Source organism: Streptomyces muensis, assembly GCF_021474425.1.
GTDB lineage: Bacteria > Actinomycetota > Actinomycetes > Streptomycetales > Streptomycetaceae > Streptomyces > Streptomyces muensis.
On the sequence record NZ_JAKEIP010000177.1, the window covers coordinates 1 to 17,633 of the forward strand.

Genomic DNA, 17,633 nt, shown 5'->3' on the forward strand with positions numbered 1-17,633 from the left:
GGAGGGCCTGGGCGGGTGGCGCCCGCGGCCTTGCCAGGGCGATGGGCGGCACGATCAACGCCGAGGGCGCTCACCATCGTGCTGAGCCTGCGGATGGCACCGAGCCGGAACCCGGGGAGGCGGAGACGCCGACGGCGGTGGCTTCATACCGGTTCGGCCCCGCAGGAGCGCTTGTGGCTGGCTGCGTAAGGTTCGCAAACTGCGTCGAATGTTTCGCTCATCGCTCGACAGTCGGGTTCGTCTTGACGATCAGCGACAGATTCACCGCGTCCAAGGGGTTGCCACCGTTTGAAGGCTGTCTCTAGGGTGCGGCAGCAACGCAGCTTTCTGGATCCAGTCCGAAACTTTCGAGGAGCGCATGATGGGCGACCCGGGACTGTCCCGCAGAGGCTTCCTGGCGGTCTCTGCCGGGGCCGGTGTGGGCATGACGGCACTCAGCGGTTGCGGAGGCGACTCGGAGGGAGGGTCGGACGGCACGACCACCATCGAGTGGTGGAACATCTCCACGACCGAGCCGACCAAGAGCGTCTGGGCGGCGCTGGCCAAGAAGTTCGAGGCCCAGAACCCCAAGGTCAAAGTAAAGATCGTCCAGATGGAGAACGACGCCTACAAGTCGAAGATGACGGCGCTGACCGCCTCCGGGAAGCTCCCCGACATCTTCCACACCTGGGGCGGCGGCGTCCTCAAGCAGCAGGTCGACGCCGGGCTTGTCGAGGACCTCACCGACCGGACGAAGGATTTCGCCGACGGCCTGCTGCCGGTCGCCAAGGAGCCGTACCTCCTCGACGAGAAGGTGTACGGCATCCCGTTCGACATCGGCATGATCGGCTTCTGGTACAACAAGGCGCTCTTCAAGGACGCGGGCATAGCCGAGCCGCCGACCACCTGGAGCGGATTCCTCGACGCCGTACGGAAGTTGAAGGCGAAGGGCACCACCCCGCTCGCCCTGGCCGGCAAGGAGAAGTGGCCCGGCATGTACTACTGGGCCTACCTCTCGATGCGTACCGCGGGCGCCTCCGCCCTCCAGAAGGCGTACGACGACAAGGACTTCACCGGCGACCCCTTCGTCCAGGCCGGCCAGCACCTCCAGGAGCTCGTCGACCTCCAGCCGTTCCAGAAGGGCTTCCTCGGCGCCGCGTACTCCACCCCCACCGGGCAGGCGGCGGCCGTCGGCAACGGCAAGGCGGCGATGGAACTCATGGGCCAGTGGGCGCCGGTCGTCCAGGCGGACAGCGGCAAGGGGCTCGGGGACGACCTCGGCTTCTTCCCGTTCCCGGCCGTCGACGGCGGCAAGGGCAGCATCACCGAGGTGTTCGGCGGGGGCGGCGGACACGCGCTGCGCGCCGGGGCCCCGCAGGCCGCCGTCGACTTCCTGAAGTTCTTCGCCTCCGAGGCCACGGTCGTCGAACTGGTCAAGAAGACCGGCGTCATCCCGGTGGTCCCGGCGGCCGAGAGTGCCCTCACCGACCCCAACATCAAGGCCGTACAGGCCCAGTTGAAGGCCGCCACCGGCTTCCAGCTCTATCTCGACCAGGCCTACGCGCCCGCCGTCGGACAGGAGGTCAACGACAGCGTCGGTGCGCTCGTCGCCGGGTCCAAGTCCCCGCAGCAGGTCGCCGAGTCGATCACGAAGACCGCGAAGGAAGAGCAGTAGCCGGCGATGACCTCCACGTTCCTGCCGTCCGCCGACAAGCAGCCCGGCCCCGGCGCAGACCTCCCGCCCCCGACGGCCGGCGCGGCCCGGGGGCGGGCCCGGCGCCGGCTGCTGCACTGGCTCACCGCGGTCGGCTTCCAGGTGCCCGCGCTGGTGCTGTTCCTGGTCCTGGTGCTGCTGCCGATGCTGTTCGCCCTGTACGCGGCCTTCTTCCGCTGGGGCGGCTTCGGCATGCCGTCCGACTACATCGGCGCCGACAACTTCACCCGTCTCTTCGACGACCCCGTCTTCCTCGGCGACCTGTGGCGCTGCCTGGTCCTGGTCGTCCTGTCCCTCGCGATCCAGCTGCCGTTCGCGCTCGCCATGGCCGTACTGCTCAACCAGCGGCTGCGCGGCCGGGCCGTCTACCGGATGCTGTTCTTCGGGCCGTACGTCCTGTCCGAGGCGATCACCGGTGTCCTGTTCGGCATGATCTTCGCCCCCGGCGACGGCTTCGCCGACCAGATCCTGGGCGGTATCGGCCTCGACGGGCTCGGCGGCGAGTGGTTCGCCGACCAGTCCACCGTGATGGCCACCCTGTTCCTGGTCATGACCTGGAAGTACTTCGGCTTCCACATGATGCTCTACCTCGCCGGACTCCAGTCCATCCCGCGAGAGTTGACCGAGGCCGCGCTGATCGACGGCGCGAACGCCTGGCAGCGCTTCCGCAGCGTCACCCTGCCGCTCCTCGCACCCACCCTGCGGATCAGCGTGTTCCTGTGCGTCATCGGGTCGATCCAGCTCTTCGACCTGGTCTGGGTGACCACCGCGGGCGGTCCCGACCACCACTCCGAGACGATGGCCGTGACCCTGTTCCAGTACGGCTTCAAGCGCTACCAGGTCGGCTACGCCAGCGCGATCAGCGTGGCCATGTTCGCCATCAGCCTCGTCTTCGCCCTCGCCTACCAGCGGTTCGTGCTCCGCCGCGACCTCCAGGGAGCCACCACGACGATGCGGGGAGGCGCCAAGTGACGGCAAGGTCGGGCAGGCGGAGCGGGAGGAACCTGCCCCTGCACATGATCCTGGTGATGGTCGGCGCGGTGATGGTCGTGCCGCTGCTCTACGCCGTGCTGTCCGGCTTCAAGTCCACCGACGAGCTCTCCCGCAACCCGGTCGGGCTGCCCGAGTCCTGGGTGACCGGCAACTACACGGACATCCTCGGCTCGGGGGACTTCTGGCGGCTGATCGGCAACAGCACGCTGATCGCGATCGGTACGACCGTGCTGGTCGTGGCCGTGTCCGCGCTCTCGGCGTTCTCCTTCGCGCGGTTCGCCTTCCGCGGCCGGGAGGGACTGTTCACCCTCTTCACGATGGGTCTGATGTTCCCCTTCGCGGTGGCGGCCCTGCCCCTGTTCCTGCTGCTGCGCTCGATGAACCTGCTGGACAACCCGCTCGGCGTGATCCTCCCGCAGGCCGCCTTCGGGCTGCCGATGACCATCATCATCCTGCGCGGCTTCTTCCGGGAGATCCCGGGCGAGCTGGAGGAGGCGGCCACGCTCGACGGGTGCAGCTCCTTCGGGTTCTTCTGGCGGGTGCTGCTGCCCATGGCGCGGCCCGCGCTGGGCACCGTCTCCGTGCTTGCCGTCGTCACCAGCTGGAACAACTTCTTCCTGCCGCTGCTGGTGTTCACCGACTCCACGTGGTGGACCATCCCGATCGGCGTCCAGCAGTTCCAGGGCCAGTACTCCGCCGACTACGCCCGCGTCTTCGCCTACCTGGTGCTGGCCATGGTCCCGGCCCTCGCCTTCTACTCGGTCGCCGAGCGCCAGCTCGTCGGCGGCCTCACCGCCGGCGCCACCAAGGGGTGACGCGCGCTGGCGGACGTACGGCTACCCACACATCCGCACCGTGAGGAGTCGCACCATGCGCAAGAACCGTCTCAGACTCGTCGGCGCCTTCGCCGCGCTCCTGGTCGCCGCCGGGATCGGCGCGGGCCCGCCCGCCCAGGCACGGCACGAGCCGCCCACCCTCGCCGACCTCGCCCAGCGCCACGGCCGCTACTTCGGCAGCGCGACCGACAACCCCGAACTCGTCGACGAGCCGTACAAGAAGCTCCTCGGCAGTGAGTTCGACCAGATCACGCCGGGCAACGGCATGAAGTGGTACGCCACCGAGCCCCAGCAGGGGGTGTTCGACTTCAGCAAGGGCGACGAGATCGTGAACCTCGCCCGCGCGAACCACCAGAAGGTGCGCGGCCACACCCTCGTCTGGCACAGCCAGCTGCCCGACTGGCTCACCGGCCGCGAGTGGACGGCACCCGAGCTGCGGGCCGTACTGAAGAAGCACATCCAGACGGAGGTACGGCACTACCGGGGCAAGGTCTTCGCCTGGGACGTCGTCAACGAGGCCTTCAACGAGGACGGCACGTACCGCGAGACGGTCTTCTACAACACGCTCGGCCCCGGCTACATCGCCGACGCCCTGCGCTGGGCCCACCAGGCCGACCCGAAGGCCAGGCTCTACCTCAACGACTACAACGTCGAGGCGATCGGCCCCAAGAGCGACGCCTACCACCGGCTGGCCAAGGAGCTGAAGGCACAGGGAGTCCCGCTGCACGGCTTCGGCCTCCAGACCCACCTGGCGCTCCAGTACGGCTATCCGACCACCCTGGAGGACAACCTCCGCCGCTTCTCCCGGCTCGGCCTCGACACGGCGCTCACCGAGGTCGACGTACGGATGGAGCTGCCCGCGACCGACGAGAAGCTCGCCCAGCAGGCCGACTGGTACCGGGACATGACCGAGGCCTGTCTGGCGGTGCGCCGGTGCGTGGGGATCACCGTCTGGGACTACACGGACAAGTACAGCTGGATCCCGGCGTTCTTCCCGGGCGAGGGCGCCGCGCTGCCGTGGGACGAACAGCTGCGGCCCAAGCCGGCGTACTTCGCGCTGCGGGAAGCGCTGAAGTAGCCACCGGCTACGGTGAGTGACCGACTTCCGACACACGTGGGGGCCGGCTCGCAGTCAGGGTCTGCGACCGGCCCCTGGGAGTACTCCGGGCGCTCGTCACTGCGCCCGGTGGTGGTGCTACGCGGCGGTCATCACCTTGCCGGTGCCCAGCGGACGGTGCGGGGCGATGATCTGGCCGTCCGGCAGGAGCTCACCGGTGTCCTCGAAGAGCAGGACACCGTTGCACAGCAGGCTCCATCCCTGCTCCGGGTGGTGCGCCACGAGACGGGCGGATTCCCGGTCGGCGGAGTCGGCTGAGGGGCACGGTGGCTTGTGCTGGCACATGGAAGGGATCTTTCGCTCTGTTGTGATGTGTGAGGTGTTTGTCGTGTCCGTGGTGACCGTCGTGTCCGTGACGACGGTCGTGTCTGTTTCGCGGCGTGAAGCTTCGTTCATGGCCGCCCCCCGTTGTGATTAGTCGGTCGGAACCCAGTGTTGCCCCACGGGCGTCAATCCGCAGGGATTTCGCAGCACCGCTTTCTCACAGGTTGATGACGCGTCGCCGCCGCGGACGGTTCATCCCAACTGCACTGTCACTTCGGATGGTTCGCAGTGGTCGGATAGGGCTAGTCCGGGTGGCCCGGAGGCTGCGAGAAGCTCGTTCGAGCGTATTGTCGCTCGCGCGAGCGAAACCATTGTGTGTTTGCGTGGTTCGTTTTCCTGTTGTCCGTTACGAGCCTAATCCCGTGGTCCGACAACGGCGTACCCCGCCGCCCGGAAATCGGGTGACGGGGTACGGAGGCGCTCGCGCGGTGTGCTCTCAGGCGGGGGAGCCCAGCAGCGGAGGCAGGGGCGGCAGCGGGGCCGGCGTGGCCCGGTGGGTCAGCACCGGGAGCAGCTCGGCGACCCGGAGCGGCAGGTGGGCCGCGATGCCGGGCGGTGCCGGGGCGAGCGGCACGAGGATGTCCGTGGCGGCGGGGTGGCCGGTGGCGGCGTCCGCGGCGCAGTCGCCGTGCAGCCACAGGGTGAGCATGTAGAGGCCGGGGAACGACAGCAGGCGCGGCTGGTAGGGCTGTGCGATCTTCTCGGCCTGCTGGAGTGCCCGCTCGGTGGACGCGATGTAGGGCCCCTCGAAGAAGTGCGAGAAGGCCCAGCCGTCCGGGGTCAGCCGGGTCTCGGCCGCGGCCACCGCGCGTTCCCCGCAGCGGATCAGGAAGCGCCAGCCGGCCAGCCTGGTCGCGGTCACACCGGCCGGGGTGATCTCGTCCAGGACGTGCACGGGCAGCGGGAGTTCGGGTGTGGCGGGTCCCTGGGCGGCGCGCAGGGAGGGCGTTCGGGCCTCACGTACCGCGGTGGGCGAGCCGAGGGCGGTGAGGACGGAGCGAAGTGCGGGCGCGGGAGCCGGGGGAACATGCAGCGGCATGGTGGGTCGCCTCTCATTCGGAGAGCCGGTGGCGCGAGGGCGTGACGGGGGCGGACGGCGCTGTCTGCTCACGGAGGTCAGAGAGGCGGGGGCCGGGGTCGGGAAGCGCGAGGGGGGTGAGCGGGGTCCGCCGTACGTCACGTGACGGCAGGACTCCTGGGACCGTGGGCGCCAACCCTCTGCCTTGATTGCGGAGTTTATACGACGAGTGTTCAGACGATGTTTCATCTAGCCGATATCGGTGCACCCGGCAAGGGTCCATTCGGCCGGTGATATGCGGGAATCATCCTGATTGCCGGCCGATCATACGTCGATGACCTCGAAAAATGCCCCGGACGCGGACGGCCAATTCTCGTCGGCGTTTTTCACGAGTTCGTGAGGAGCCCGCAACTGCGGTGTGCCGCATGCCCGGTGAATGTGCCGCCGGTCACGTCCGACAGAGTAGCGGGCGCGGGGCCGAAGCGGGACGTTATCGATCGCTTCCGCTGGGCATCATCCCACCTGACCCGGGAGACCGGCGGCCGTGACGCGGTTCGCCCATCCGAGGAGGGAAGCTTCGATGGGGGAGAAGGTCGTGGCAGGTCGGTTCGATCTGTCCGATCGCCAGCACTACCGCGAGAAGCTGCGGCGGTGTCTGACGGGCCTGGAGCGACTGCTGGAGGAGAAGCGGTTCGACCGCCCCAAGAACCTCATGGGGCTGGAGATCGAATTGAACCTCACCGGTGCCGACGGCATGCCGAGAATGCTGAACATGCAGGTGCTGGAGCGGATCGCGAGCCGCGATTTCCAAACAGAACTCGCCATGTTCAATCTGGAAGTGAACATAGCCCCACACCGGCTTCAGGGCCGGGTATTCGACCAGCTCGCCGAGGAACTCCGTACATCACTGGCATATGCCGACCGAAAAGCCGGTGAACTCGACGCGGGAATCGTGATGATCGGCATTCTGCCGACCCTCGACCGGGACGACCTGGTCTCCTCGAACCTCTCCGCGGTCGACCGCTACACCCTCCTCAACGACCAGATCGTGGCCGCCCGCGGCGAGGACTTCACCCTCGACATCGACGGCGTGGAGCACCTGACCTGCACCTCCGGCTCCATCGCCCCCGAGGCCGCCTGCACCTCCGTACAACTGCACCTCCAGGTCACCCCGGGCCGCTTCGCCGACGTCTGGAACGCCGCCCAGGCGGTCGCCGCCGCGCAGGTCGCCGTGGGCGCCAACTCGCCGTTCCTGTTCGGTCACGAGCTGTGGCGGGAGTCGCGCCCGCCGCTGTTCCAGCAGTCCACCGACACCCGCCCGCCCGAGCTCCAGGCGCAGGGCGTGCGGCCGCGCACCTGGTTCGGGGAGCGGTGGATCACCTCGGCGTACGACCTCTTCGAGGAGAACCTGCGGTTCTTCCCGGCCCTGCTGCCGATCTGCGACGACGAGGACCCGCTCGGGGTCATCGACGCCGGCGGCACCCCGTCGCTCGCCGAACTCGTCCTGCACAACGGCACCGTCTACCGCTGGAACCGGCCCGTCTACGGCGTCGCCGACGGCGTCCCCCACCTGCGCGTCGAGAACCGCGTCCTGCCCGCAGGACCGACCGTGACGGACGTCATCGCCAACACCGCCTTCTACTACGGCGTCGTCCGCGCCCTGGCCGAGGAGTCACGGCCCGTGTGGACCCGGCTCCCCTTCGAGGCGGCCGCCGCCAACTTCGACGCGGCGTGCAAGCACGGCATCGACGCGCGGCTGCGCTGGCCCCGGCGCGGACGGTACGGCGGGACGACCGAGGTCGACGCGGTGAGCCTCGTACGCGACGAACTGCTGCCGCTGGCCGAGGTCGGCCTGGACGCGTGGGGCGTCGAACGCGCCGACCGCGATCTCTACCTGGGCGTCATCGAGGAGCGGTGCCGCAGGCGGACGAACGGCGCGTCCTGGCAGGCGGCCACCTTCCACCAGGCCCTGGAGGCGGGCCTGACCAGGGACGCGGCCCTGGCGGCCACGACCCGCCGCTACCGCGAGCTGATGCACCGCGGAGATCCGGTCCACACCTGGCCGGTGGGGCTGCTGGAGCCGGTGCCGCTGGGGTGACGGGCGGCGCAAGGGGCGGTACGTGGCGGTGCGCGAGGTGTACGGGGGCGGTGTACGGCGGTGTGTGTGGGGACGCGCGGGGGTGCATGGCGGTGTGTGTGGCGCGCGGGGTGCACGGCGGTGTGTGTGGCGCGCGGGGTGCGCTGCGTCCCGTCGTGCCGTCCCGTCGTACCGTCGCGTCGAGGGGGGCGACGTCGCCCGGCCCATACTGATCGGGCAAGCTGTGACGTCCCATGACGGTGGTGCCCCTCCCTGTCGCGGATGAGGCGGAATTACTCACTGGAGGCAGGTGTGCAGGGCGAGGCAGGCCCCATGGCCGAATCTTCTCCGCATGAGCGGCCCTCGCGACGGATCTTCCGTGATGAGACGCTGCTCGTCCTGGGCCTCTCGCTCGGTGCGAGCGGCGTGTCCGCCCTGATCAGCTTTGTCGGTTCGGTCACCAAACCGGGCGGCCTCAAGGACCAGGCGGCCACGCTCAACGCCTCCGCCGCGCCGGGCCGCCCCTGGCTGGATCTCGCGTGGCAGCTGTTCGGGATCACCACGGCGCTGATCCCCGTCGCCCTGGTCGCGCACTTCCTGCTGCGCGAGGGGCAGAGCCTGCGCACCCTCGGCTTCGACCGCACCCGGCCCTGGCCCGACCTCGGCCGGGGAGCGGCCATCGCCGCGGTGATCGGCAGCACCGGGATCGCGTTCTACCTGGCCGCCCGAGGCCTCGGCTTCAACCTCACCGTGGTGCCCGAGGCGCTGCCCGACGTCTGGTGGAAGTACCCGGTACTGATCCTCTCGGCGCTGCAGAACGCCATCCTGGAAGAGGTCATCGTCGTCGGCTATCTGCTGCGCCGACTGGGCCAGTTGGGTTGGACTCCCGGCACCGCGCTGGTCGCCAGCTCCGTACTGCGCGGCTCGTACCACCTCTACCAGGGCATCGGTGGCTTCCTCGGCAACATGGCGATGGGCGTGGTGTTCGTCTACCTGTACCGGCGCTGGGGCCGGGTCGGCCCGCTGGTCGTGGCGCACTCCCTGCTCGACATAGGGGCGTTCGTCGGCTACGCGCTGCTGGCCGGGAAGGTCGGGTGGCTCCCGACGGCGTGAACCGGCCGGCTCAGGCGAGCAACTCCCCCTCGATCACGGTCACCGCACGACCGCTCAGCAGCGTGCGGTCGCCACGCAGCTCTGTTTGGACGCGGCCGGAGCGGGGGGAGGCCTGGAGGCCGGTGAGCTCGGCGCGGCCGAGGCGCTCGGACCAGAAGGGGGCGAGGGCCGTGTGGGCGCTGCCGGTGACCGGGTCCTCGTCGATGCCGACGTTCGGGAAGAAGCAACGGGAGACGAAGTCGTAGCCCCGGGTGGGGTCCTGCGCGCGGGCGGTGGCGATGATGCCGCGCTCGGAGTAGGCGCCGAGGGCCTTGAGGTCGGGGGACAGGGCGTGCACCGTCTTCTCGTCGGCGAGTTCGACGAGCAGGTCCCCGACGTTGGGGCCGGTGTCGAAGGCGACGAGCGGCTCGGCGCCCAGCGCCTGAGCGACCCCGGCCGGGACCTCGACGGGTGTGAGCGGGGCGGTCGGGAAGTCCAGCGTGATCGAGCCGTCCTCGCGGGGCGTGGCGACGAGGACACCGCTGCGGGTGGCGAAGCGCACGGGGCCCTCGTGGGCGCCGGTGCTGTGCAGCACATGGGCCGTGGCGAGCGTGGCGTGCCCGCACATCGCCACCTCGGCGACCGGCGTGAACCACCGCAGCGCCCAGTCGGCCTCGCTGCCTTCGGGCAGGCGGTGCGCGAACGCCGTCTCGGCGTGATTGACCTCCATGGCCACGTTCTGGAGCCAGTCGTCGTCCGGGAAGTTGTCGAGGAGCAGGACTCCGGCTGGGTTTCCGGCGAAGGGGCGGTCGGTGAAGGCGTCGACGATTCGAATCCGCATGACGCTGACGGTATGGGGGGTGGGGGACGGACGGCCAAGGCCAATTCGGGGGTGCTGGACCGATTTCGGGGAGAGTGGTTCTTTGGGGAGGGGTGGGGTGCTGGAACAGCTTCGGGGAGAGGGCGGCGTGCCGGACCGTCTTCGGCAGGCGGTGCTCGTGCTGCCCGGGTTCGCTCGCGGCGGTTCTCAGTGCCGCGTGGCGACGGCGTGGCCGACGGCGGAGGCGACGTCATGGGTGACGTGGGTGGGGCGGTAGGAGTCCTGGGCCCAGCGGCGTCCGTTGGCCACCCACACACTCCGCAGACCGAGCGCCTCGGCGCCGGCGATGTCGGCGTGCGGTGAGTCGCCGATGACCCAGGCGCCGGTCAGGGGGACGCCGACGGTTGCGGCGGCCGCCCGGAAGATGTCCGGTTCGGGCTTCTTGCACCCGACGGCTTCGGACACGACCCAGCCCTGGACCAGTTGATCCAGCCCGGTGTTGCGGATCTTGGCCTCCTGCTGGACGACGCGGCCGTTGGTGACGATCACACACGTCCAGCCGGCGGCCCGGGCTCGTTCCAGTGCCCGGCGGGTGGAGTGCGCCAGGACGACGCGGCTGGGGACGCCGGTGTCGAGCAGGGAGCGGATGGCGGTGTCCGGTACGGCGCTGCCGTATCGGTCGGTCATGGCCGCGGCCAGTTCACCTCGTGGGGTGTAGCCACTGGCGTCCGTGGCCGTCACCCAGTCGAGGTCGGAGGCGGGCAGGCCGTGCTCGGCGAGGAGGTCGGCGGCGGCGTCGCGGAACGCCGCGTCCCGGTCGACCAAGGTGTTGTCGAGGTCCAGCAGCAGGAGCGGCATGGCGGCAGTAGAGCACGGGGGAGCGGCGGAGGGATGTTTCCGGTCTCATCGGAGTTGGTCGTCACGGCTTGCGATCGACCGGGGCCACATCACTCCGTCGACTCCAGAATGCGGTCGAGTGTCCGGCGCCCCATTGTGCTCATCGTCGGATTGCTCTCGACGTAGTACCAGACCAAACCCATCGCCTGTTCGAACGCCCATGCCTTGCCGCGTTCCCACTCCAGGTCGTCACAGCCCAGTGTCCGACGGAGCACTTCCCGCGGTCCTGACTGCAACAGATGCCACGCAATGACCAGATCCAGCGCGGGGTCGGCCGGGCCGAAGCCGCCGGTGTCGAGTACGCCGCTGAGCCGGTCCCCCGCGACCAGTACGTTGCCCGGAATCAAGTCACCATGGCTCATCACGTCGGCACCCGTGCGCGGCAACTCCCGGAAACGGCGCCACACCTGGCGCAGCCGGGGCACATCGAGCAGCTCCTCACTCTCCTCGAAGCACTTCGCCATCCACTCGTCGTGGTCAGCGAGGACGCCGCCACGATTTTCCCCGCTGAAGAGCCGTCCCCGCGTCTCGGCGTCCCGCAGGGCCGCGATGAAAGCCGCGAGGTCCTCGGCGAAAGCGTCCGACCCACTCGGGTCGGCGTCAGAGGCGACCGTTCCCGGCAGCCATGTCTGGACCGACCACGGCATGGGGTAACCCGCTCCGGGTCTTCCCACGGCGACGGGTTCCGGGGCGGGGAACCGTGACACCTGTGCCAACTCCGCGCTCGCCTCGGCTTCCCGTTCCAGAACCGCCAGCACCTGGGCGGCATCGGCGAGACGCAGTGGGAAACGCGCGGAGAGGTCGTTCCCGATGCGGAAGATGGCGTGAACCGTCCCGGTCGACGCCAGGGGTCGGATCGCCTTGTCGCTCCACTGAGGGAACTGTTCTTGGATCAAGGTCGCAACCATACCGGTGGTCACGTCCACTTGGTCGTCGTGCATGGTCAATTCGGCAGGCCCTTCCACTGGTCCCATGCGAAAGGCCGGAAGCAGGCCGGATCAACTGAGACGACAGCCAGTATTCAGGCGCCAGGATTCAGATCAACTGAGATTTTTTCGGCTACCCAGGTGTCACGGCGGGGGCTTGTCGCGGCTGGCAGGATCGGGGCCATGTCGACTGATCCGCTGGTGGTTCGAGCCCGTGGGCTCTGGGAGCACCTGGCCCGGGTGCCGGTGTCGTTCGGCTCGCCGGGCAGTGTGAGCGTGGTGGTGTCCCCGGGGTCCGGACTGTGCCCGGTCGGCTGGGTCGGAGTGGTTGTTCTGGGCGGATCAGCGATCGTGACCGCGCCGAGTGACAGTGCCGCCCGGGTCGTTCGTGACGCATTGGGGAAACTGCCGCTGGAGGCCGTTGCGGACAGCGCTTTGGTCCGGGAGGTGCTTCCGGTCGCTCGGGTGCTCGGGCCGGCGGCGCTCTCGTATGTGTCCGCAGCGGGATTCCGGCCCGTGGAGACTGGCGCCTTGACGGTGCAGCAACTGCCGGTCGCTCACTCGGATTTGAGGCACCTGGAGAAGACTGCTGGTCATGAGGACGCCGGTGAGGCCGCTCTGGACGAGCTCACGTCGCCCGTGTTCGTTGTCCGCGAGCATGGACAGGTGGTCGCTGCCGCGGGATATCGCGTCTGGCCGAAGCGGACGGCCCATATCGGCGTACTGACGGCGCCACGGGCGCGCGGGCGAGGACTGGCACGGGTGACGGGCTCAGCGGCGGTCGCTCATGCCCTCGCCGTCGGGCTGCTGCCGCAGTGGCGCGCGCGGCCTCCCGCCTCCCGACGTGTCGCCGCCGCGTTGGGATTCGAGGAACTGGGTTCCCAACTCAGCATCGAGATCGCTTGAGTGGAGCGGTGCGGTGCGGTGCGGTGGGAGTCGAGCTGCATCACTCATAGGGGCGGCCCATCGGCCGGTACTTCTCCCGGGGCCGGGCCGCGGGCGGCCCCCTTCGATCGACGCCCATCAGCAGCAGTCGGCCCGCTCTGACTGCCAGGCCTATGCATCCCGTGCACGTAAGAGAAAGGGAGCCTTGCCATGCGAACAGTTCCGATATATCGTTGAGGCATCGCGACAGATCAACGATGGAATGGAGTGATTGCGATGCGTTCCCATGGATTCGAGCGTGGGCATGGTGGACACGGTCACCACGGCCGAGGCGGTTTCGAAGGTCTTCGTGGCGCGTTCGGGCCCTTCGGTCCGGGCGGGCCCGGTGGTTTCGGTGGGCCTGGATTCGGGCCCGGCCCCTGGGGGCCGAAGGGTGGCAGGGGCGGACCGCGAGGGAGGGCGCGGCGCGGTGACGTGCGGGCGTCGATCCTCGCCCTGCTGAAGGACCGCCCCATGCACGGCTACGAGATGATCCAGGAGATCGCCGAGCGCAGCGGCGGGGCGTGGAAGCCCAGCCCCGGCTCGGTGTACCCCACCCTCCAACTGCTGGAGGACGAGGGCCTGATCGTCAGCGAGAGCGAAGGCGGCAAGAAGCTGTTCTCGCTCACGGAGGCGGGCCGCGAGGCGGCCGAGGACGGGCCCGAGGCGCCCTGGGAGGAAGCCTCCCGCGGTGTCGACTGGGAGGCCCTCGGCGAGATCCGGCAGGCCGGCTTCGGTCTGATGGAGGCCTTCGGGCAGGTCTGGAAGACGGGCAGCAAGGAGCAGCGCGAGAAGGCGCTCACCGTCATCAACGACGCCCGCAAGAGGCTGTACCTCATCCTCGCCGATGAGGACTGAGCCGGGTCGGCGGCCGGCCCGCCCTGAGTGAAGGCGCCCCGTGGACTGAACCGCGGGGCGCCTTCCTGTGTGAGCCGCTCAGGTCACCAGGCCCGCCAGCTTGCGCAGGGACTCGTTCAGTGCCGCCGTGGCCGAGTCCTTGAGCTTGCCCGCCATCAACGACACGGCCGCACCCGTGAACTCCCCGTCGATGCGGACCGTCGTGGCCCCCGCGCCGTCGCCGGCGGGCGTCAGTGTGTAACGCGTCGCCACGGTCACCGCCATCGGACCCTTGCCGCGAATGGCGAGCACCCGCGCCGGCTCCAGTTCCTCGATGGTCCACTCGACCTCGGCCGGGAACCCCATCAGCTTCATGTTCTCCTGGAAGGTCCCGCCCACTTCGAGGGCCGCGGGCCCGCCGCCCGGAAAGCTGGTGTGGGTCGCGTTCCACTCGCCGTACGCCGACCAGTCCGTCAGCTGTGCCCAGACCTTCTCGGCCGGTGCCTCGATGCGTGCCTCCGCGCTGACTTCGGCCATGCGACCACCCCTTCGTCTCGGGCTACGGTGTCGCGGAACGTAGCCCTGGGGCCTGGAACATTCAATACTGATGAACCGTCAGAAAATGTGGAGACGTGAGACCTGAGCCCCGCTCACGGATCACTCTCGCCGTGATCCTCTCCCCGGCTCAGCCCACCATCCGTATCACCGCCGCGTCGAACACGTCCCACGCGCGCGGGAACGCGCTCTCGTCATGGCAGTGCCACGCTTCCCAGAACAGGTCGGCGGGCAGGGCGTCCTTGGGTGCGTACACCCGGTAGACGTACTGTCTGCCGTCGACGGCCGGCAACGACACCAGCCAGCACCCGCGCTCCATGTCCCTCAGAGACGCCGGGGTGGGGCGCCATGGTTGCGCGGAGGGCGTGGGGCAAGGCGGCGCGCGCCCCTCGGGGATGTTCGGCGTGATCTCATCCGCAAGGAGGAGATACCGGCCGACGGAGTCCACTCTGTGTGGGACGCGAAAATGCTTCCTCCCGGGGATGACGCGGCTCGAAGGGGTTGATGGGGTAGGGGATGTGCAACCCCGTATTCCCCGGCAGTCGGCGCAGGAGCAGGACTGTCGGCGCCCAGCCGCCGCCGCGGACGATGCCAGGCTCAGCGACGAGCTGGCAGCGGTGGTCTCCGGTGCCCGCCGCCGGGCGGTCAGGGACGGGGACCGGCAGATCGACACGGCCCATCTGCTGCACTCGCTCCTGGAGCACGACCGCGATGTGTACGCCGTCTTCGGCGACGGCCCCCAGATCGCCCGCCTCCTCGGCTACCTCGTACAACGCACCATCGGCTACGGCCTGCGCTGGCAGGGCACCGTCGAGGACTCCGGCGCCGTACCCGTGATGAGGGACGGCGAGGGCTTCTCCCCGCTGGCCGCGAGCGCGATGGAACATGCCACCGGGCGAGCCGCCCGGCGCGGCGACCCGCGGGCCCGTGGCATCGACCTGCTCGCGGCGATCGTGGCGGACCCGCAGGCCCGCGCCGTCGAGGTGCTCGCCCGGGCCGGCATCGAGGCGACCGCGCTGCGCGCGCGGATCGACGAAGGGCATGACGAGTACGTCGGCCACGGCGACGAGTACGTCGGTGGCTTTGGCTGGGGCGATACGGCTCGCTAGGACTAGGACTTCCTTCGGCGACCTCCCTGTCCACTCGGCGAGACAGGTGTCATTGGGGGTGACGCTCATGTCATCGCCTGTCATCATGTGCCGGTGCGTATGTCTGAGAGCAGTGGGGTCGGCCGGGGCAAGGGCGTCGGGCTAGGTCTGGCGATGGGTTCGGCGGTCGCCTTCGGCGGCTCCGGGGTCGCGGCCAAGCCGTTGATCGAGGCGGGGCTCGATCCGCTGCACGTGGTGTGGCTGCGCGTGGCCGGCGCGGCCCTCGTGATGCTGCCGCTCGCCGTGCGCCATCGGGCACTGCTGCGGCGTCGGCCCGCGCTGCTCGCCGGGTTCGGACTCCTCGGCGTCGCAGGCGTCCAGGCCTTCTACTTCGCCTCGATATCCCGTATCCCGGTCGGGGTCGCGCTGCTCGTCGAGTACCTCGCCCCGGCGCTGGTCCTCGGCTGGGTGCGGTTCGTGCAGCGACGGCCCGTCACGCCCGCCGCCGCACTCGGTGTCGTCCTCGCGGTCGGCGGGCTCGCCTGTGTCGTCGAGGTCTGGTCGGGGCTGAGCTTCGACGCGCTCGGCCTGCTCCTCGCGCTCGGCGCCGCCTGCTGCCAGGTCGGCTACTTCGTCCTGTCCGACCAGGGCAGCGACTCCGGCGCCGAGGCCCCCGATCCGCTGGGCGTCATCGCGTACGGCCTCCTGGTCGGCGCCGGCGTCCTCACGGTCGTGGCCCGCCCCTGGACGATGGACTGGTCCGTGCTGGGCAGCACCGCGCACATGAACGGCACCCCGGTCGCGGCACCCCTGCTGCTGTCCTGGATCGTCCTCGTCGCGACCGTCATCGCGTACATCACCGGCGTGGTCTCCGTACGCCGGCTCTCGCCGCAGGTCGCCGGTGTCGTCGCCTGCCTCGAAGCGGTCATCGCGACCGTCCTGGCCTGGGTCCTGCTCGGCGAGCACCTCTCCGCTCCGCAGCTGGTCGGCGGGGTGATCGTCCTGGTCGGCGCCTTCATCGCGCAGTCGTCGGCGCCGGCGAAGGGGTCCCCCGAGCCGGTGGCGAGCGGCGGGCCGGAAAGGGATTTGTCGGCCCGTTCGACGCTCGCATAAGGTGCCGAACATGCCTTCGACGCTCGTTCTTCCGCCTCCGGCCGCCTGAGGCGGGCCCTCCGGAACGCCTGCCCGGCCGCACGCCGGGCGGAACGGTGCTGCCCGCAGACGAAGTCCATGGACCCCGCTGAGCCGAGGTCCCCTTCGAACTTCTGCATGTCTGCGGAGAAGAACTCGTGTCGAACGCTGCTGTCTCCGGCCTGCCCATCGGGCGTGGCCTTCTCTATCTGATCGTCGCCGGTGCCGCCTGGGGCACCGCGGGCGCCGCCGCCTCCCTGGTCTACCGGGCCAGTGACATGGGGCCGATCGCCCTCTCCTTCTGGCGCTGCGCGGCCGGCTTCGTGCTGCTGCTCGCCGTCCGTCTCCTGCGTCCGCGCCCGCGCACGGTTCGGGGCGCCGGTGTGTCCGAGCCTCTTGGCCGCAAGGCGCTGCGGGCCGGGGTCACGGGCGTCGGGCTCGCCGTGTTCCAGACGGCCTACTTCGCCGCCGTCGACGCCACCGGGCTCGCCGTGGGCACCGTCGTCACGCTCGGCGCCGGGCCTGTGTTCATCGCCCTCGGCGCCCGGCTGGCCCTGGGTGAGCGGCTCGGCCTTGGCGGCGTCGCCGCCGTGGCCGGTGCGCTCAGCGGGCTCGCGGTGCTGGCACTCGGGGGTGAGGGGGCGGCCGTACGGCCCTCGGGTGTGCTGCTGGCGCTGGTGTCGGCGGCCGCGTACTCCGTGATGACGCTGCTGACGCGCAAGTGGGGGCGCGATGGCGGGGGTGACGCCGCGAGTACGTCGCTCTGGGCCTTCGCGGTCACCGGTCTGAGTCTGCTGCCCTTTGCCCTCGCCGAAGGTCTCGTTCCGCATACGGCCGACCCTGTTCGGCTGGGGTGGCTGCTGGTGTACATCGCGGCTGTCCCGACGGCGTTGGCGTACGCGTTCTACTTCGCGGGGGCGGCTGCCGTGCGGTCGGCCACCGTGTCCGTGATCATGTTGCTTGAGCCGGTGAGTGCGGCAGTGCTTGCCGTCGTTCTTCTCGGCGAGCGCCTTACTGTGCCGACGCTTGTGGGCATCCTGTTGATGCTGGGGTCTGTCACGGGGTTGGCTCTGGCGGAGGCGCGGGGTGCGCGGCGGTTGGTGGTGTGACGTCGCCCCCGCCGCCCCTACCCGTCCCATCCCCCAGGGGCTTCGCCCCTTCGACCCCGGGGGTCGTTCTTCGGGTGCTGGTGCGTGGGGGCTGGTCGCGCAGTTCCCCGCGCCCCTGGGGGGCTGCGCCCCCGCGCCCCAGGGCCTCGCCGCTTACAAAGAGGCGAGGTAGCCGGGGAGGGTGGTGTCGGGGGAG

General features: G+C 69.8%; 18 protein-coding genes. 11 read left to right on the forward strand and 7 right to left on the reverse strand.

From position 1 onward, the window contains the following. Positions 1–361 precede the first annotated feature (361 nt). From L0P92_RS30765 to L0P92_RS30780, 4 genes are read left to right on the forward strand one after another with little or no spacing between them, the layout of a single operon-like run. The gene (locus L0P92_RS30765; RefSeq protein ID WP_234766338.1) at positions 362–1,654 is read left to right on the forward strand and encodes an extracellular solute-binding protein; all 1,293 of its coding nucleotides are present in this window, start codon (positions 362–364) and stop codon (positions 1,652–1,654) included. Positions 1,655–1,660: 6 nt separating this feature from the next. Beyond that, the gene (locus L0P92_RS30770) at positions 1,661–2,665 is read left to right on the forward strand and encodes a carbohydrate ABC transporter permease (RefSeq protein ID WP_234766322.1); all 1,005 of its coding nucleotides are present in this window, start codon (positions 1,661–1,663) and stop codon (positions 2,663–2,665) included. A gap of 44 nt (positions 2,666–2,709) precedes the next feature. Further along, the gene (locus L0P92_RS30775; protein ID WP_234766323.1) at positions 2,710–3,501 is read left to right on the forward strand and encodes a carbohydrate ABC transporter permease; all 792 of its coding nucleotides are present in this window, start codon (positions 2,710–2,712) and stop codon (positions 3,499–3,501) included. 55 nt (positions 3,502–3,556) lie between these two features. Beyond that, positions 3,557–4,600 (forward strand): endo-1,4-beta-xylanase, encoded by a 1,044-nt coding sequence (locus tag L0P92_RS30780; protein WP_234766324.1) that lies wholly within the window; start codon positions 3,557–3,559, stop codon positions 4,598–4,600. Between the two features lie 117 nt (positions 4,601–4,717). Here L0P92_RS30780 and L0P92_RS30785 read toward each other — a convergent pair whose 3' ends face one another. Together L0P92_RS30785 and L0P92_RS30790 are read right to left on the reverse strand one after the other, a co-directional pair. Next, the gene (locus L0P92_RS30785) at positions 4,718–4,924 is read right to left on the reverse strand and encodes a DUF5999 family protein (RefSeq protein ID WP_234766325.1); all 207 of its coding nucleotides are present in this window, start codon (positions 4,922–4,924) and stop codon (positions 4,718–4,720) included. Positions 4,925–5,399: 475 nt separating this feature from the next. Then, positions 5,400–6,002: a hypothetical protein gene (locus tag L0P92_RS30790; protein WP_234766326.1), complete on the reverse strand. Its 603-nt coding sequence runs from the start codon at positions 6,000–6,002 to the stop codon at positions 5,400–5,402. A gap of 559 nt (positions 6,003–6,561) precedes the next feature. Here L0P92_RS30790 and L0P92_RS30795 point away from each other — a divergent pair. Both L0P92_RS30795 and L0P92_RS30800 read left to right on the forward strand, forming a co-directional pair. Further along, positions 6,562–8,079: a glutamate-cysteine ligase family protein gene (locus L0P92_RS30795; protein ID WP_234766327.1), complete on the forward strand. Its 1,518-nt coding sequence runs from the start codon at positions 6,562–6,564 to the stop codon at positions 8,077–8,079. A gap of 312 nt (positions 8,080–8,391) precedes the next feature. Continuing rightward, entirely contained in the window at positions 8,392–9,171 is a 780-nt protein-coding gene (locus L0P92_RS30800; protein ID WP_234766328.1) for a CPBP family intramembrane glutamic endopeptidase, read from the forward strand. 10 nt (positions 9,172–9,181) lie between these two features. On the opposite strand, the gene L0P92_RS30805 is transcribed toward L0P92_RS30800, so the two are convergent. The 3 genes from L0P92_RS30805 to L0P92_RS30815 all read right to left on the reverse strand — a co-directional run bounded on the left by L0P92_RS30805 (position 9,182) and on the right by L0P92_RS30815 (position 11,808). Next, positions 9,182–9,991: a PhzF family phenazine biosynthesis protein gene (locus L0P92_RS30805; RefSeq protein ID WP_234766329.1), complete on the reverse strand. Its 810-nt coding sequence runs from the start codon at positions 9,989–9,991 to the stop codon at positions 9,182–9,184. Positions 9,992–10,177: 186 nt separating this feature from the next. Continuing rightward, positions 10,178–10,828, reverse strand: a complete 651-nt coding sequence (locus L0P92_RS30810; protein WP_234766330.1) for an HAD family hydrolase — start codon at positions 10,826–10,828, stop codon at positions 10,178–10,180. Between the two features lie 89 nt (positions 10,829–10,917). Further along, on the reverse strand, positions 10,918–11,808 hold the full coding sequence (locus tag L0P92_RS30815) for an aminoglycoside phosphotransferase family protein (protein WP_234766339.1): 891 nt from the start codon (positions 11,806–11,808) through the stop codon (positions 10,918–10,920). A 168-nt stretch (positions 11,809–11,976) separates the two neighbouring features. Here L0P92_RS30815 and L0P92_RS30820 point away from each other — a divergent pair, with 168 nt between their 5' ends. After that, positions 11,977–12,699, forward strand: a complete 723-nt coding sequence (locus L0P92_RS30820; RefSeq protein WP_234766331.1) for a GNAT family N-acetyltransferase — start codon at positions 11,977–11,979, stop codon at positions 12,697–12,699. Between the two features lie 255 nt (positions 12,700–12,954). Then, positions 12,955–13,575 (forward strand): PadR family transcriptional regulator, encoded by a 621-nt coding sequence (locus L0P92_RS30825; RefSeq protein WP_234766332.1) that lies wholly within the window; start codon positions 12,955–12,957, stop codon positions 13,573–13,575. Between the two features lie 78 nt (positions 13,576–13,653). Here the strand turns inward: L0P92_RS30825 and L0P92_RS30830 are convergent, their stop codons facing one another. Next, positions 13,654–14,091, reverse strand: coding sequence for a type II toxin-antitoxin system Rv0910 family toxin (locus tag L0P92_RS30830; RefSeq protein WP_234766333.1), 438 nt, complete (start codon positions 14,089–14,091; stop codon positions 13,654–13,656). 148 nt (positions 14,092–14,239) lie between these two features. Beyond that, positions 14,240–14,428 carry a hypothetical protein gene (locus L0P92_RS30835; protein WP_234766334.1) on the reverse strand — a complete coding sequence of 63 codons (189 nt, stop codon included), beginning with the start codon at positions 14,426–14,428 and terminating at the stop codon, positions 14,240–14,242. A 199-nt stretch (positions 14,429–14,627) separates the two neighbouring features. On the opposite strand from L0P92_RS30835, the gene L0P92_RS30840 reads away from it, so the two are divergent. The 3 genes from L0P92_RS30840 to L0P92_RS30850 all read left to right on the forward strand — a co-directional run bounded on the left by L0P92_RS30840 (position 14,628) and on the right by L0P92_RS30850 (position 17,437). Further along, positions 14,628–15,218, forward strand: coding sequence for a Clp protease N-terminal domain-containing protein (locus tag L0P92_RS30840; RefSeq protein WP_234766335.1), 591 nt, complete (start codon positions 14,628–14,630; stop codon positions 15,216–15,218). Positions 15,219–15,317: 99 nt separating this feature from the next. Beyond that, positions 15,318–16,310: an EamA family transporter gene (locus L0P92_RS30845; RefSeq protein WP_234766336.1), complete on the forward strand. Its 993-nt coding sequence runs from the start codon at positions 15,318–15,320 to the stop codon at positions 16,308–16,310. 176 nt (positions 16,311–16,486) lie between these two features. Then, entirely contained in the window at positions 16,487–17,437 is a 951-nt protein-coding gene (locus L0P92_RS30850) for a DMT family transporter (protein WP_234766337.1), read from the forward strand. Positions 17,438–17,633: the final 196 nt, after the last annotated feature.

Bases quoted from the DNA above. Each gene is read 5' to 3' on its own strand.
- L0P92_RS30765 (WP_234766338.1), top strand. From the start codon at position 362: ATGGGCGACCCGGGACTGTCCCGCAGAGGCTTCCTGGCGGTCTCTGCC.
- L0P92_RS30770 (WP_234766322.1), top strand. From the start codon at position 1,661: ATGACCTCCACGTTCCTGCCGTCCGCCGACAAGCAGCCCGGCCCCGGC.
- L0P92_RS30775 (WP_234766323.1), top strand. From the start codon at position 2,710: ATGATCCTGGTGATGGTCGGCGCGGTGATGGTCGTGCCGCTGCTCTAC.
- L0P92_RS30780 (WP_234766324.1), top strand. From the start codon at position 3,557: ATGCGCAAGAACCGTCTCAGACTCGTCGGCGCCTTCGCCGCGCTCCTG.
- L0P92_RS30785 (WP_234766325.1), bottom strand. From the start codon at position 4,924: ATGTGCCAGCACAAGCCACCGTGCCCCTCAGCCGACTCCGCCGACCGG.
- L0P92_RS30790 (WP_234766326.1), bottom strand. From the start codon at position 6,002: ATGCCGCTGCATGTTCCCCCGGCTCCCGCGCCCGCACTTCGCTCCGTC.
- L0P92_RS30795 (WP_234766327.1), top strand. From the start codon at position 6,562: ATGGGGGAGAAGGTCGTGGCAGGTCGGTTCGATCTGTCCGATCGCCAG.
- L0P92_RS30800 (WP_234766328.1), top strand. From the start codon at position 8,392: ATGGCCGAATCTTCTCCGCATGAGCGGCCCTCGCGACGGATCTTCCGT.
- L0P92_RS30805 (WP_234766329.1), bottom strand. From the start codon at position 9,991: ATGCGGATTCGAATCGTCGACGCCTTCACCGACCGCCCCTTCGCCGGA.
- L0P92_RS30810 (WP_234766330.1), bottom strand. From the start codon at position 10,828: ATGCCGCTCCTGCTGCTGGACCTCGACAACACCTTGGTCGACCGGGAC.
- L0P92_RS30815 (WP_234766339.1), bottom strand. From the start codon at position 11,808: ATGCACGACGACCAAGTGGACGTGACCACCGGTATGGTTGCGACCTTG.
- L0P92_RS30820 (WP_234766331.1), top strand. From the start codon at position 11,977: ATGTCGACTGATCCGCTGGTGGTTCGAGCCCGTGGGCTCTGGGAGCAC.
- L0P92_RS30825 (WP_234766332.1), top strand. From the start codon at position 12,955: ATGCGTTCCCATGGATTCGAGCGTGGGCATGGTGGACACGGTCACCAC.
- L0P92_RS30830 (WP_234766333.1), bottom strand. From the start codon at position 14,091: ATGGCCGAAGTCAGCGCGGAGGCACGCATCGAGGCACCGGCCGAGAAG.
- L0P92_RS30835 (WP_234766334.1), bottom strand. From the start codon at position 14,428: ATGGAGCGCGGGTGCTGGCTGGTGTCGTTGCCGGCCGTCGACGGCAGA.
- L0P92_RS30845 (WP_234766336.1), top strand. From the start codon at position 15,318: ATGTCTGAGAGCAGTGGGGTCGGCCGGGGCAAGGGCGTCGGGCTAGGT.